Origin of the sequence: Marinobacter alexandrii (assembly GCA_039984955.1) — a bacterium.
Taxonomy (GTDB): Bacteria; Bacteroidota; Bacteroidia; order Cytophagales; family Cyclobacteriaceae; genus Ekhidna.
In genome coordinates, this window is sequence record JBDWTN010000007.1 from 1,713,166 (window position 1) to 1,727,677 (window position 14,512).

Here is a 14,512-nt window from a genome sequence, read left to right on the forward strand (position 1 = left end):
ATTTGCGCCCCAATATTTATAATTATCTATGAAAGATCTCCTGAATAAATTTGAAAATAAGACACCAGAAATTGTTTTTGAATGGTCTGACTCTGAAACAGAAGCTAAAGGATGGGTAGTGATTAACTCATTAAGAGGAGGAGCTGCAGGTGGCGGGACCAGAATGAGAGTGGGCCTAGACAAGCGAGAAGTAGAGTCTCTTGCTAAAACGATGGAGATTAAATTTTCAGTTTCAGGACCTCAAATCGGTGGAGCTAAATCTGGAATAAACTTCGACCCCAATGATCCTAGAAAAGAAGGTGTACTTAAGCGATGGTATCATGCTGTATATCCTTTACTAAAAAATTACTACGGGACCGGTGGAGATCTAAATGTGGATGAAATTCATGAAGTAATCCCCATTACAGAAGATTTTGGTTTATGGCATCCTCAAGAGGGAATCGTAAACGGCCATTACAATCCACGTAAACCCACTAAAATACACATGCTTGGTAGACTAAGACAGGGAGTCTCCAAAGTCTTAGAAGATCAGGAATACATTCCCACTTCGCCAAAAAAATATGTTGTTGCAGATATGATAACTGGATATGGTGTGGCTGAGGCAGTACGGCACTATTATCAAATCTGGGGAGGAAATATTGGAGAGAAAAAGGCAATAATTCAAGGTTGGGGGAATGTTGGATCTACCGCTGCTCTCTACCTTGCAAAGTATGGAGTCAAAATCGTTGGAATAATTGATCGTGTGGGCGGACTTATGAATCCTGATGGATTTACATTGGACGAAATAAAAACACTTTTCCATGATAAAGATGGAAACAAACTGGTAGCAGATAATTTAATTCCGTTTGATCAAGTAAATCAAGAGATATGGTCAATGGGTGCCGAAGTATTTATTCCTGCAGCTGCTTCAAGATTAGTCTCAAAAGAGCAAGCAGAGTCAATGATCAACAATGATCTGGAAGTTGTTTCCTGCGGTGCTAATGTCCCTTTCAACGATACTGAAATATTTTATGGTCCTATCGCCGAATTCGTTGATAGAAAAGTTTCTCTCCTTCCAGACTTTATTGCAAACTGTGGAATGGCAAGAACTTTTGCTTTTCTAATGGATCCAGACAATGATGACGTATTAACTGACTCAGATATTTTTAATGACTGCTCTAAAACGATAGGTGACGCATTGCAAGCTGTCCATGAACAAAATAAGGATCGAGCAAACCTAGCGGAAACAGCCTTTACCATTTCATTAAATAAGCTTGTTTGATCATGGATAGATTTGTTTTTGTCTATGTGAATGATAACTTTAGAATTAATCCGTAACGCCTAAGCATGATCGCAAGAATTCTTGTTGCTATTTTATTTATGTCAGTGCTAATCGTGGCAAATGCCAATGATGATTTGCCTGTACAAGAGCAGCAAGAAACTCATCAGACATTAGAGCACGAGGTTGATGAGAATGAACATCATTCAGCCAAACCTCCTATGTGGAGTGTGATTCCATTTGTTTTGCTCCTGGTAATGGTAGCCACAGGGCCACTTTTTTATCCTCATTTCTGGCATAAAAGCTACCCTGTAATTTCAATTATTTTGGCCTCCCTGGTCTGCGTATATTATCTATTCGTTTTACATAATCAACATAGCCCTGTTCATTCGGCAGCTGAATACATACAGTTTATAGCTCTTTTGACCGGGCTCTTTGTGGCATCAGGTGGTATTCTAATTATTGTTGACAAGGAAGCTAAGCCACTAACCAATTTAATTATTCTAGCTATAGGGGCGGTTATCGCAAACATCATTGGGACTACTGGCGCTTCTATGCTTTTAATCAGGCCTTTCATTAGGCTGAATAAAAACAGGATAAAACCATATCATATAGTTTTCTTCATTTTCATAGTCAGCAATGTTGGAGGGTCTCTAACCCCAATAGGTGATCCACCACTGTTTTTAGGTTTCTTGAAGGGTATCCCTTTTGAATGGACTGTAATCCATAATCTAGTACCATGGGCAATAGCGTGTGTTATACTCCTTGTGTTCTTCTATTTATTTGATATCCGAAATAAGACAAACTATGCTCTAATGAGAGGGGATGAGGAAGAGGAAGAACCAGTAACCGGAGCGATTGAATTAAAAGGGAAAAGAAATTTCATTTGGCTGGCAATAGTTGTGGCAGCAGTTTTTCTAGATCCTAATGTTTTTCCATGGGTTCCTGGAATTGAATACATGGGACAAAAATTCTCCTATCTGAGGGAGGTCATAATGCTTGCTGCAGCTTTCGGTTCTTACAAGTTTTCTGATTTACAAGCGATGCAAGGGAATGAGTTTAGTTTTGAGCCCATAAGAGAGGTTGCTTTTCTTTTCATTGGTATATTTTTCACTATGATGCCAGCGCTTGAACTGGTTAGTGACTTTGCCCAATCCCCTGAAGGCGAAAAATTAATCAGACCTAGTACTCTTTATTGGGGTACTGGAATCTTAAGTGGATTTTTAGATAATGCTCCCACGTACGTCAATTTCCTTACGGCATCAATGGCAAGTGTTGGGGCTGATGTAAACAAAATGCAAGAAGTCATTGCATTTGCAAATAATGAGTATAAAGATTCCATGCTCGATTTAATGGCTATCTCGCTGGGGGCCGTATTTTTTGGAGCTTTCACCTATATTGGAAACGGGCCAAATTTTATGGTTAAGTCCATTGCTGAGCAAGTGGGAATCAAAATGCCTTCATTCTTTTCATACATCATCAAGTATTCCATCCCGATACTTCTACCCGTATTAATAATCATTTGGCTCATATTCTTCATGGGCCATTGACCCAATCAGAATTGTATTGTTCCGATATAGGATAAAATTTCCTTTATTTGCGGTTAATTACTTAGTTTGGGTTGCATCCAGATTAACCATAATCGCCTATAATAATGTTGTTGAATTTATTTAATGGACAAAATGAAGGAATACTCTTTGGGGTATTTGGGGTGATTATTGTCGTTTTCCTAATCGTTGATTTAGGTGTATTTCACAAAAAACATCAGAAAGTCACTCAAAAAGAAGCAATCCAACAATCTATTTTTTGGGTCCTAGTATCTGTCGGATACGGCACACTTATTTACTTCTACGGTGAGGGTTCAGGAGCTACTCTCCAGTTCTTCTCCGCTTATGTAACAGAAAAGGCTCTTTCTGTTGATAACATATTTGTTATTCTTTTGATTCTACGCTACTTCAAAGTAAAAGAGGAGTACTATCATAACATTCTATTCTGGGGAATCTTAGGCGCTATTGTATTCAGAGCCATTTTCATCTTCGTTGGCGCTATTTTAATTGCTGAGTTCCACTGGATACTCTACATATTTGGTGTATTCCTTGTTTATTCAGGGATCAAACTGTTTAGTGAAGAGGATGATATGGAGATAGAGCCAGAAAAAAACCCTCTGCTAAAGGCGGCTAAAAAAGTATTACCCATAAGTACTACAGATAAAGGCGGTAAGTTCTGGTTTCGCGAAAAAGGAAAACTCTTATTTACGCCTCTATTTTTGGTAATAATATTAATAGAATCCACGGATCTAATCTTCGCTGTAGATTCAATCCCTGCAGCATTTGCCATTACGCAAAATGAGTTTGTCATCTACACCTCAAACATTTTTGCAGTCATGGGATTACGAGCAATGTTTTTCTTATTGGCCAATGTTCTTGACAAATTCTATTTGTTGCAGAAAGGCTTATCAGTTGTATTGACATTTATTGGTGCAAAGATGCTCGCAGAAATCATCGACTTACATATACCAATCTACTTGTCTTTTGGTATTATCATAGGAGCTTTAGTGGTCGCAATAGTACTCTCGCTCATGTTTCCCAAAGAAGAGGAGCCAGAGTCTCTAGAAGAAGAATTGCCTGCTGAATAGGCTAGTTATTTATCCAGGCTCTTTACGCTTTCCATCACCTTATCACGTAAGCCATCTTTATATTTTTGAAGATTTTCCGCTGTAGAAGAATCAGTTGATCCTACAATCTCAGCAGCAAGGATACCGGCATTTTTGGCACCATCCAGAGCGACAGTTGCTACTGGTATGCCTCCTGGCATTTGAAGAATGGAGAGAATAGAGTCCCAGCCATCAATAGAGTTACTTGACTTTACCGGAACGCCTATCACTGGAAGTGTAGTTAATGAAGCCACCATTCCTGGTAGATGAGCTGCTCCACCAGCTCCAGCTATGATCACCTGGAGACCTTTACTCCTCGCGGACTCAGCATAATCTAGCATTCGATGAGGAGTGCGGTGAGCTGACACTATAGTTAACTCAAAAGGAACTTCAAGGTCTTTTAAAATATCTGCAGCTTGCTGCATAACAGGAAGATCTGATTTGCTTCCCATAATTATGCCTACTTTCGGATTACTCATTTTGATAAATTGATTAAGCTTTAACCTTAAGCGTATTCTTGACTTTTCTTGACTTCACTTTCAAATTGTCAATAGATGTATCTGTAATAGTTACATGTCCCATCTTCCTGAAAGGCTTGGTTAATTTCTTGCCATAAAGATGCACATAAACTCCATGCATTGCCATGCATTCTTCCATTCCTTCGTATTTCGCATTCCCACTATATCCGTCCTCTCCCAAAAGATTCACCATAGCAGCAGGAGTGACTAATTCAGTTGATCCGAGTGGCATATTCAGAATAGAACGCAAATGCTGCTCAAACTGTGAAGTGCGATTAGCTTCTATTGTATGATGTCCAGAATTATGTGTTCTTGGTGCCACTTCATTAATCAGGAGCTCTCCATCCTTGGTCAAAAACATCTCAACAGCCAGTAAACCAACCATATTCAGTTTTTCAATTACATTTCTGGCAAGATCATAAGCTTCATCTTCAATAGTATTATCTATTTGTGCTGGCGCAAATAGAAATTCAACCAAATTATATTCTGGATGATAGGAAAGCTCAACCACTGGGAAACATTCCATTTCACCATTTTCATTTCTTGCAACTACTACGCTTATCTCCTTTTCAAAATCAACCAATTTTTCAAGTAATCCAGGTCTATCAAATGCCTTAGTCATGTCTGACGCTGTTTTGATCATCTGAACGCCACGTCCATCGTATCCTTCAGTTCCAAGTTTATTCACCGCCGGAAGCATTTCTATATGCTTAGCCACATCCTTTGCATCTTCTGTCAAAACAAAATCTGATGTTGGAATTCGATTGGCTTTATAAAATGTTTTTTGTTTTCTCTTGTCCTGAATCAACTCTATTATCTCAGGTTGTGGGAAAACTTTTACCCCTTCTGCCTGAAGTCTTTTGAGTGCTGGGACGCTTACGTTTTCAATTTCAATAGTGATCAAATCAAAATTCTTTCCCCATTCAAATACACCGTCCTCATCGGTTAGCTTACCCGTAGTAAAATTCTCAACCAAGTGTGAACAGGGTGCGTTTTTGTCCGGATCTAGAATTGAGATATCTAAATTATAGTTAATCGCAGATTGGATCATCATTCGACCTAATTGGCCTCCTCCTAGTACTCCAATTTTTAAGTCTGTAATATCTTTCTTAGGCATGGGGCAAAGATAACCTTCAACTTTGTTTTTCGGTTTAAATAAGAGTTAGCTTAACAAATAGAATTTATGGAAAGAGAGGGCTCTGAAAAATCCGAAGGAAAAATAGAAACGGAGCAATTCGCAGAAGAAATAAAAAAAGAAAAGGGCGGATTTCCCGAAGACGTAGATTTTAAAAAATTCTTGGGATGCGGTGGGTAACTCCTATCTACTCCGAGATGAATATCCTTTTTACGCGATTGCTAACATTCGTTAATATCTCATAAGGAATTGTTCCTGACCATTCCGCTAATTCTTTAATACTTGGTTTCTCTCCAAAAATAACCACTTCATCCCCTTCTCTGACGTCAACTCCAGTCACATCTATCATCGTCATATCCATGCAAATGCTTCCTATAGTGGGACATAACTTATTTCCTATTAGCACTTGTCCTATACCACTCCCAAAGACTCGAGAATAGCCGTCCTCATAGCCAATCGGTATAACAGCTACCTTACTATTTTTCTTAACTTTTCCCTTCCTTAAATACCCCACTGTATCTCCTTCTTTCAAATGTTGTATTTGAGACACATTAGTGATTAACCTACTTGTGCTTCTTAAATCCATCAAGCCTGTAGGATCAAACCCGTGGAGGCCAATACCAAGCCGAACCATATCAAAATGATATTCAGGCCATCTAACCATTGCTGGAGAATTGCAGGCATGCTTTACAGGGTTATAGCCAATAGCATCTACTATTTGGTCATATGTTAATTTAAAAACACGGGCTTGCTCAATAGTAAAGTCATCCTCCTGGCTTGAATCAGAGCTAGAAAAATGAGTAAATATCCCCTCAACTTGTACTTTAGGGTTATTCTTAAGCCTTTGAATTAACGGAGGGATTTCTGTTTGCGTAAAACCCAGTCTGTGCATCCCAGTATCTATCTTTAAGTGAATCTTAGGAGGGTTTTGAGTATCCTTCAACATGCGATCAAAATGACGAAGGCTAAATATCTCCGCCTGCAAATCATATCTTTCGAACTGCTCGAAACTGGTTATATGAGGATTCATTATCATGATAGGAATGGAAATTCCATTTTTCCGTAGTTGAATAGCTTCATCCACATAGGCTACCCCTAACATGTCGGCTCTTTGATGCTGCAGAAAATTGGCTACCTCCAGAATTCCACTCCCATAAGCATTCGCTTTTACCATGACCATGAGCTTTGTTTCTGTCCTGATCAAATCTCTGTACTGATTCAAGTTATGCCTCAATGATTCAAAATTGACCTCCAGAACAGTGCCATGGTTTTTTTCTTCTAACCTTTGGACTACTCTCTCCAATGCAAAATCACGAGCACCCTTTACGACAATCATCTCATCTTGAAAATCTGGAAAGTTTTGTAAGAAATTTTCAGTACTCTCAAAAAAATGACTGTTTTGAGGAAACACATCTCTCATACTTCGTATTCGTGGGCCCACACCTATCAGTCTAGAAATATGTTTAGACCTAAGAAGCTCAGCTATCAGTGTATAGAGTTCTTCATCAGATCGCCCAGTATGAAGAATATCAGAAAGAATCAATGTTCTTTTTGTCTTTTGCTTGTGAGATTCCAAGTAATCCAAGGCTACTTTCAATCCGATTTCATCATTGTTATACGAATCATCCAGTATGTAACATCCATTTATCCCACTTTTCAACTCCAGCCTCATCGGGACTCCCTCTATCAGATTTATTCCTCTCTGAATTTGTTTAGGATCTAATCCTATTTCCAAACAGGTGACTATGGCATGCGTCAAATTTTCAAGTTGCGTTTCACTTGTAAAGTCGCATTGAAACTGATATTCACCTATCTCTATGAGCCCATCGACCCACGAAACATCATATTGATTGCCTTCATCTAGACCCCAAAAAATTACCTTTTCAACAAGTATCTCTCTTATCTCCTTCGAATAAGGTTGATCAGATCTGCAAATCACTTTATCTACAGACTTAAAGAGTACTAATTTTTCTGCTAACTTCTGACTTTTAGACGCAAACCCATCATCATGAGCCTGACCCAGATTTGTAAAAACTCCAATAGTTGGCTTTATCATTTCCTGGAGTTTTTTCATCTCGCCAGTTTGGGAAATACCGGCCTCAAAAACCCCTAATTCATGGTTCTTTCTTATCTCCAATAGTGATAGCGGAACTCCTATTTGAGAATTATAGCTTTTAGGGCTTTTGATCACAAAAAATTTCTCAGAAAGAAGTGTAGATATCCACTCCTTGACTGTCGTCTTGCCATTACTACCTGTAATTCCAATAACTGGCAGCTGAAATTTCTCCCTGTGATCTCTGGCTATATTTTGAAAAGTTGCCAGTGAGTCTTCAACTAATAGCACATTGGCATTTTCATTCAAAATTTCATCTTGAACGATAAAATTTTTAACCCCTTTCTTTAAAGCGCTTTTGATATAATCATGTCCATTTCTCTTCCCTTTTATGGCAATAAATACCTCTCCTTGATAGCCTGAAAGTGTTCTCGAGTCAGTAGAGTATTTACTCACTTCGATATCCTTATGCAATTGGAGCTGGCCTGTTGAAATTTTTTGAAGTTCAGAAAAAAGCATCGTCTAAATTATCAATTCCATCTCATATTGATTCACTTGATTTTGAAAACCATATTTTTTTAAAAAGGAATCAAATGCAATTTCATCATCTGGAATGTTCATGATAGTAAGTGGTTTTTCTGAACTGGCTTTCGCTGTTGCTAAGAGTGCATCACCAACACCTTTGTGCCTATGAATTCTATCTACAGCAAGTTGGGATATCCTACCTAAATGTGGTTGAAAAATCACATATCCTACAACAGAATTTTCTTTTTTTGCTACATAAATCTTCTCATCGCCTTTCTGAATATGATTAGAACTATCTATAAAAGACGGTTCAAAATCATTGAAATCGAAATTGACATCTGAAATAGATCCTTGAACAACATCAATTTCCGAAAATGAAGTAATTGACCGAGTCATCTTGTAACATCTAAATCGACGCTTAAATACAAATCCTAATTTTTCGTAAAGAGCAATTGCTTTTTGATTTGTTTCGATCACTTCCAACAATATTCTAGCTAAGAACTTGGCTTGGATTTTTGGAATCAAAAATTCGTACATCTGCTCAGCTGTTTTTTGATTTCTAAAACCAGGTAACACACCAGTCCCTCCATTATAAGCTGTAGGAATACCTTGATAAATATTAGAGCTATGAAGGATAAATCCAGTCATCTCATTCCCATCAAAAGAAGCTGATGATATGGCCCTGTCAAATAATAATTTTTTATGGATTCGATAAGAAAATTCTTTGAAAGTAGGTTGAAATCTTACTTCATTTTCGGTAAATGCCATTTTAAACGTATAAAACAGTTTTTCAAAATCTCCTTCTGTCAACAATCGTATATTCATGAATATAATTTGTTGATTAAGGAACTAACAACTCCTGTTTTTCTCTTATTACTTTCAGCATAATTAAAATTACGCCTATCTGATCAAAAGGAAAACCCTCCATGCAACTAGACGAATTAGAAAAATGTATTGATCTGGAGATTGTCAAAACAGAAAAGAGAAGACTCGAGATTTTTCTTGGTATTCTAGTAATCGCTTTAATCCTATTACTAGCTAACATCACATTCTTTCCAACTGCAATTTCGGAAACTTTCCTAGATAATAGGAGCATCATGCTCGGTATCTACACATCTGCAGGCTTCATAGTCATTCTACTAATTTCAAGATGGATGGTTGGGAAAATCGCACACTGCGAAAAGCCTCTTCCCGTATGGTATAAATATTACTCCGTTATTTCTGACTCAGCCATCCCTTTTATATGGCTTTATTACATAATCAAGTGGGAAGGCAATGGTATCTTCTTAGATTCCCCTTTGATATTCATTTTCGTTCCGATTATCATCGTGTCAGCATTGTATCTGAATTTTTGGATAAGTTTTCTTAATGGTGTGATAATCTCTGCTATTTATGCAATCATTATCTTCTGGACTTTTGAAAGCTATGATACTTCTTCGATGCTCCCTTCAATCGTTTATTACACAAAGGCAGTAATGTTTCTCGTTGCAGGAACATGCGCAGGATTGGTCGCAAGTGAGTTAAACAAAAGGCTTACGGTTTCTATTAAAACACAGGAAGAGCGTGATGAGATAGAGTCGTTGTTCAACAAGCAAGTTTCTAAGGAAGTCGTGCAGGCACTAAAGGATTCTGGAGAGGCCAGTTTTAAGATAAATGCATCTGTTCTCTTTCTTGACATCAGAAATTTCACTCATAGAGTCCAGTTTCTATCGCCGGAAGAAGTCAATAAATTTCAAAATAAGTTTTTTGGACCAATCATGGATTGCATTCACAATAATAATGGCATCATCAACCAGCTAATGGGGGACGGGTTAATGGCATCTTTTGCGACGGAAGAAGGGGATAGCCCTGAATTGGCTTTTAAAGCCGCCAGAGATATTCTTCAAACAGTCAGTCAAATGAATAAGTCAAACTGGGATCAAGAAATCAAAGTTGGAATTGGCATTCATAACGGAGAGATAATAGCCGGAAATATCGGAAATAGTACAAGACAACAATTCTCTATATCTGGGATTCCTGTAATCACAGCGGCCAGACTTGAACAAATGACCAAGGATTATAACTGCACGTGGCTTGTTTCATCTAGCTTTTATGAAGAAGTCAAGCATTTGAAAAATAATGGTTCCTCACTTGGACTAGTGAAGTTAAAAGGAATAGACCAAGAAATGGAGATTATAAAACTTGCCTAGCATGAAATATCTTGATCGCGATTTGAGTTGGCTATCTTTCAATTATCGCGTATTGATGGAAGCCATAGATCCATCGGTACCTCTATTGGAAAGGTTGAGATTTATTGCAATTTATTCATCTAACCTAGATGAATTTTTCAGAGTTCGCGTTTCCAATATCCGTAATATTGAGCGAATCGATAAAAAGAAAATTAACAAGAGAGTAGACTTTGATGCCAAAAAGCTTTTAACCGAAATCCATTCAGAAGTAAGCCATCAGCTAGTCGAATATGGACAAGCACTCGAGGCGATTATCAAGAACCTATCTGACAAAAGCCATATCATTTGCACCAAACTTGAAGACATTCCAGACGCACTAAGGCCTAAGCTTTTGCATTACTTCAAAACGACCGTTTCTGCTTTTTTGAGACCAATTAGGATGGACTCTGAAGAAGAGCTTTTTCTAGATAATCAGGCTATCTACCTTGCTATGGTGACTAATTCTGGAGAATCAATTGTGGTGAATATTCCTTCAGCACAGCTTGGAAGATTTTCTAGTTTCAGTGTTGATGGAAAGTCCTATTACATTTTTTTAGACGATGTGATTCGGGCGCACATAGACATCCTATTTTCAGGAGAGAAAATCAATAATGTATTCTCTATTAAGCTTAACAAAGATGCAGATCTTCAAATAGATGATGAATATGAAGGAAACCTAGTAAAGAAAATTGAGAAGCAAATTCAAAAAAGGAACCTGGGAACTCCCTCGAGGTTTTTATATGACCAATCAATGCCAGACAAGCTTCTCACTACATTGATAGAAAAACTTGAACTTGCTCCAGAGGACATGCTCACAGGAGGTAGATATCACAACCTAAATGACTTCTTTCAAATAAATATCAAAGACGCTGGATTATCTTATGAAAGTCTTCCCTCCATCCATTCCCTAAAACTCGAAGGAAGCAGATCAATTCTTCAAGAGATTGAACAACAAGATCATCTATTGCATTTTCCATATCAATCATATGATTATGTGCTACAGTTTTTCAATGAAGCTTCGATAGACCCAGAAGTTGTAGAAATAAATGTCACTTTTTACCGAATGGCAAAAAAATCAATCATAGCAGAAGCACTAATAACTGCTGCTAAGAATGGTAAAAAAGTAGCCGTATTCATGGAAGTAAAGGCTCGCTTTGATGAGCAAAATAATCTGGAATGGGCAAAAAAAATGAAGGATGCCGGAGTAAAAATAATATACAGTCTTCCTGGACTAAAAGTACATGCCAAAGTGGCACTGGCTAAGAAGAAGGATAAGATGTATGGGTTCTTCGGGACGGGCAACTTAAATGAGAAAACATCCGAAATCTATTGTGACCATGGTCTACTTACTGCCAATGAAGCAATGACAAAAGAGTTATCTAATCTTTTCCAGCACTTATTAACTAAATACACCCCTCCTTCCTTTGATGAGCTAATCGTATCTCAATTTGGCGCCTATGAGAGTTTTTTGGGGAAAATTGATCGAGAAATAAAACACGCTGAAGCTGGCAAAGAAGCTCGAATCATTATTAAGGTGAATAACCTTCAAGAAAAAGTATTGATTGATAAACTATACGAAGCAAGTAGTAAAGGCGTGGACGTAAAACTCATCGTGAGAAGTATCTGCTGCTTAGTTCCTTCTAAAAAATTAAAAATTAAGCGTATAGTTGATCGATATCTGGAGCATGGAAGAATCTTCTATTTTCATAATGATGATAATCAAGAGGTTTTTCTTGGATCAGCGGATTGGATGAACCGTAATCTTCATAGAAGAATAGAAGTGTGCTTTCCTATCAAGGAAGATCATATGAAACAAGAAATTCTTACATTCTTAAAGTATCAATGGAAAGATGATGTAAAAGGTGTTTGGCTTTCAAGTCAAATGAAGAATAAAAGACCGAAAGTTGAGTATAAAGTAAGATCTCAAAAAGAGATCTATGAATATTTGAAAAATCAATACGGGTAAGGAGATCTTAGAAAGAGTTCTGCTATGATAAAACCTAGAATTGATAGCACAAAACCAAACATAAAAATGGTATAGCTCATTCTTAGCAATCGATACTTCTTTCCAAGCACAGCGCCAAGGAAATAAATATCCTTTATCATACTTCCGTATAAGTAGTCGGCATCTTTGAGCATCTCTTTCATTCCCCATTGAAAATCCTCCAACTTCATTTGATGAAAGTTGCCAAAAAATAAGAGGTTCGCCTTCTTGTTAATAATATCCTCATGCTCAAATTTCCCTTTTGTCACATTTGGTCGAGTGGCGAGAACTGCAAATACAATGGTTGTCAAACAAACAAATGTGAGCATGACTGCAGGAATTGTCATATGCGGATACTCTTCCAATTTTCTAATTAAAACTGAAACCAATACTGATAAAATGATTGAGTTTATTGAAATCATAATATTTGCCTTATTGTCGGCAATAGCACTTAGCTCCATATGATTTTTGGAAGTAGTCCGAAACATCGTCTCAATACCCCTAGTAGGCTCATTGCCTTTCTTCTTTTTCTTCTTTTTTGGCTTAGTCGTCTTGCCTTCTAGCTTTTCTAATTTCTCGATTTCTTCCATGATTTAAGGCGGTCTCTAACCTTTTTTAAATTTTCCTTAACTGCTGATTCGTAGTTTTTCTTTGCATAATCAGTGAAAAAACAATGGTTATCCAGAAATTCCTGATTCATCTGTAGCCATTCCTTTTCGGTTATTTTGCAAAGCTTAGTTGTCTCGATTTCTTGATGAAGAAGAGCTGCTTTCTTAAAATAATCCCTATCTGCTAGATGCATAAGATCAGCGTCACAAAGAATTTTTTCAAGATTATTTTGGGGATTTTGCGGCATTTGAGTCGCCATGATACACCCTGCTACTTGCTCAATCTTTTCTTCAGGATAATTTTTTGTCGCTAAAAACTCACGTGCCATATCAGCACCGTTTTTTTCGTGGTGCTCACAACCTCTGGTATAACCTAGATCATGAAACCATGCGGCTATTTGAACGACTTCAACGTCATCATGTGAAAGGTTTTGTTTTTCAGCTATTTCTTCCGCCGAAGCAACCACATCTATTGTATGATTTACCGAATGATAGATCATATTATCAGGAAGTTGCTTTGAAAGCACCTTGATCGCATGATCTTTTACCTCGCTAATAATTACGCTTGAAACCATTATTCTCACTTATCCTTCACAAAATAGAACAAAAATTAAGCAATTTAGTGTTGTAACGTTGACATTTTAGACCAACCTATGATTTTCATAAAGAACATATCTACTCTTTTATTGTTCATTCTTGCTATTTCTTTTAACCAAAGTTGCTCATCAACTACTTTCGGTCAGCATGCCGACAGTCTTTTCTTAGTAACTGACAATGTGGAAATCCTTTATAATTTGAAGAGTCCAGATCAAAAATACTTTATGCCATACGTGCTAGAAGAAATTTCTGGTCTCAGCTTTATAGAGCCCAATCATATTCTAGGAGTAGATGATGAGTCAGGTAAGGTTTTTCAATACGATTTATTTCAAAAAAAAATTATCCACTCAATCACATTCCATAAGCCCGGTGACTATGAAGGTATAGAAATTATTGACAAGACTATTTATGTACTTAAGAGTGATGGTGATCTTTTCCAGTTTGAGTTTGGAACGAAAAAACAACTGGTCTCTACAAAGTATGAAAATGATCTAAGTAGTAATAATGATACGGAAGGATTGGGTTATGACCCTCATTCAAATCAGCTAATTATTGCATGCAAAGAGAATGGTGAGATTGAAGGAAAAAAAATAGACGGCAGAGCATTTTATATGATGAACATCGATGCTATGGAACTTAATAAGAGGCCCGCTTTCGTTATTGGTCCAAATGAACTTGAAACATTCTGGGAGAAAAATAGAGACTTTGATTACGAAAAAAATCGAATTAAATTCAAACCCTCTGCAATAGCCACACACCCAATTTCAGGCCATTATTATATTCTATCATCTGTCGGTAAAATGCTTGTAATAGTTAATAAGTCAGGTGAAATACAGGCTACATATCCTATATCCCCTAAAGTTCTTGGTCAACCTGAAGGAATTTGTTTTTCTTCTTCAGGGGATATGTTTATTAGCAGCGAGGGACAAGGAGACAGAGGATATGTTCTGAAATTTAAAATGAAACAACGCTAA

13 protein-coding genes are annotated in these 14,512 nt (G+C 37.3%); 7 read left to right on the forward strand and 6 right to left on the reverse strand.

Annotation, left to right across the window (positions count from 1 at the left end; translation table 11 throughout):
• Positions 1-28 precede the first annotated feature (28 nt).
• From ABJQ32_13920 to ABJQ32_13930, 3 genes are all read left to right on the forward strand, one after another.
• Positions 29-1,261, forward strand: coding sequence for a Glu/Leu/Phe/Val dehydrogenase dimerization domain-containing protein (locus ABJQ32_13920; GenBank protein MEP5290742.1), 1,233 nt, complete (start codon positions 29-31; stop codon positions 1,259-1,261).
• A gap of 65 nt (positions 1,262-1,326) precedes the next feature.
• A complete protein-coding gene (locus tag ABJQ32_13925; GenBank protein MEP5290743.1) occupies positions 1,327-2,808 on the forward strand; it encodes a sodium:proton antiporter in 1,482 nt (493 codons plus the stop codon).
• A gap of 104 nt (positions 2,809-2,912) precedes the next feature.
• Entirely contained in the window at positions 2,913-3,893 is a 981-nt protein-coding gene (locus ABJQ32_13930) for a TerC family protein (GenBank protein ID MEP5290744.1), read from the forward strand.
• A gap of 5 nt (positions 3,894-3,898) precedes the next feature.
• Here the strand turns inward: ABJQ32_13930 and purE are convergent, their stop codons facing one another.
• On the reverse strand, positions 3,899-4,390 hold the full coding sequence (gene purE, locus ABJQ32_13935) for a 5-(carboxyamino)imidazole ribonucleotide mutase (protein MEP5290745.1): 492 nt from the start codon (positions 4,388-4,390) through the stop codon (positions 3,899-3,901).
• 13 nt (positions 4,391-4,403) lie between these two features.
• The gene (locus ABJQ32_13940) at positions 4,404-5,546 is read right to left on the reverse strand and encodes a 5-(carboxyamino)imidazole ribonucleotide synthase (GenBank protein ID MEP5290746.1); all 1,143 of its coding nucleotides are present in this window, start codon (positions 5,544-5,546) and stop codon (positions 4,404-4,406) included.
• A 66-nt stretch (positions 5,547-5,612) separates the two neighbouring features.
• On the opposite strand from ABJQ32_13940, the gene ABJQ32_13945 reads away from it, so the two are divergent.
• Entirely contained in the window at positions 5,613-5,744 is a 132-nt protein-coding gene (locus ABJQ32_13945) for a hypothetical protein (GenBank protein MEP5290747.1), read from the forward strand.
• A 7-nt stretch (positions 5,745-5,751) separates the two neighbouring features.
• Here ABJQ32_13945 and ABJQ32_13950 read toward each other — a convergent pair whose 3' ends face one another.
• Both ABJQ32_13950 and ABJQ32_13955 read right to left on the reverse strand, forming a co-directional pair.
• Positions 5,752-8,136, reverse strand: a complete 2,385-nt coding sequence (locus ABJQ32_13950) for a bifunctional UDP-N-acetylmuramoyl-tripeptide:D-alanyl-D-alanine ligase/alanine racemase (protein MEP5290748.1) — start codon at positions 8,134-8,136, stop codon at positions 5,752-5,754.
• 3 nt (positions 8,137-8,139) lie between these two features.
• A complete protein-coding gene (locus ABJQ32_13955; GenBank protein ID MEP5290749.1) occupies positions 8,140-8,967 on the reverse strand; it encodes a GNAT family N-acetyltransferase in 828 nt (275 codons plus the stop codon).
• 101 nt (positions 8,968-9,068) lie between these two features.
• On the opposite strand from ABJQ32_13955, the gene ABJQ32_13960 reads away from it, so the two are divergent.
• Entirely contained in the window at positions 9,069-10,331 is a 1,263-nt protein-coding gene (locus ABJQ32_13960) for an adenylate/guanylate cyclase domain-containing protein (protein MEP5290750.1), read from the forward strand.
• Between the two features lies 1 nt (position 10,332).
• Positions 10,333-12,315 carry a polyphosphate kinase 1 gene (ppk1, locus tag ABJQ32_13965; protein MEP5290751.1) on the forward strand — a complete coding sequence of 661 codons (1,983 nt, stop codon included), beginning with the start codon at positions 10,333-10,335 and terminating at the stop codon, positions 12,313-12,315.
• Here the strand turns inward: ppk1 and ABJQ32_13970 are convergent.
• Together ABJQ32_13970 and ABJQ32_13975 are read right to left on the reverse strand one after the other, a co-directional pair.
• Positions 12,303-12,923 (reverse strand): Pycsar system effector family protein, encoded by a 621-nt coding sequence (locus ABJQ32_13970; GenBank protein ID MEP5290752.1) that lies wholly within the window; start codon positions 12,921-12,923, stop codon positions 12,303-12,305. The genes ppk1 and ABJQ32_13970 overlap by 13 nt on opposite strands.
• Entirely contained in the window at positions 12,902-13,441 is a 540-nt protein-coding gene (locus ABJQ32_13975; GenBank protein ID MEP5290753.1) for an HD domain-containing protein, read from the reverse strand. The genes ABJQ32_13970 and ABJQ32_13975 overlap by 22 nt, the downstream gene beginning before the upstream one ends.
• A 153-nt stretch (positions 13,442-13,594) precedes the next feature.
• Between ABJQ32_13975 and ABJQ32_13980 the strand changes: the two genes are divergently transcribed.
• Positions 13,595-14,512, forward strand: a complete 918-nt coding sequence (locus ABJQ32_13980) for an SdiA-regulated domain-containing protein (GenBank protein MEP5290754.1) — start codon at positions 13,595-13,597, stop codon at positions 14,510-14,512.

Bases quoted from the DNA above. Each gene is read 5' to 3' on its own strand.
- ABJQ32_13920 (MEP5290742.1), top strand. From the start codon at position 29: ATGAAAGATCTCCTGAATAAATTTGAAAATAAGACACCAGAAATTGTT.
- ABJQ32_13925 (MEP5290743.1), top strand. From the start codon at position 1,327: ATGATCGCAAGAATTCTTGTTGCTATTTTATTTATGTCAGTGCTAATC.
- ABJQ32_13930 (MEP5290744.1), top strand. From the start codon at position 2,913: ATGTTGTTGAATTTATTTAATGGACAAAATGAAGGAATACTCTTTGGG.
- purE (MEP5290745.1), bottom strand. From the start codon at position 4,390: ATGAGTAATCCGAAAGTAGGCATAATTATGGGAAGCAAATCAGATCTT.
- ABJQ32_13940 (MEP5290746.1), bottom strand. From the start codon at position 5,546: ATGCCTAAGAAAGATATTACAGACTTAAAAATTGGAGTACTAGGAGGA.
- ABJQ32_13945 (MEP5290747.1), top strand. From the start codon at position 5,613: ATGGAAAGAGAGGGCTCTGAAAAATCCGAAGGAAAAATAGAAACGGAG.
- ABJQ32_13950 (MEP5290748.1), bottom strand. From the start codon at position 8,136: ATGCTTTTTTCTGAACTTCAAAAAATTTCAACAGGCCAGCTCCAATTG.
- ABJQ32_13955 (MEP5290749.1), bottom strand. From the start codon at position 8,967: ATGAATATACGATTGTTGACAGAAGGAGATTTTGAAAAACTGTTTTAT.
- ABJQ32_13960 (MEP5290750.1), top strand. From the start codon at position 9,069: ATGCAACTAGACGAATTAGAAAAATGTATTGATCTGGAGATTGTCAAA.
- ppk1 (MEP5290751.1), top strand. From the start codon at position 10,333: ATGAAATATCTTGATCGCGATTTGAGTTGGCTATCTTTCAATTATCGC.
- ABJQ32_13970 (MEP5290752.1), bottom strand. From the start codon at position 12,923: ATGGAAGAAATCGAGAAATTAGAAAAGCTAGAAGGCAAGACGACTAAG.
- ABJQ32_13975 (MEP5290753.1), bottom strand. From the start codon at position 13,441: ATGATCTATCATTCGGTAAATCATACAATAGATGTGGTTGCTTCGGCG.
- ABJQ32_13980 (MEP5290754.1), top strand. From the start codon at position 13,595: ATGATTTTCATAAAGAACATATCTACTCTTTTATTGTTCATTCTTGCT.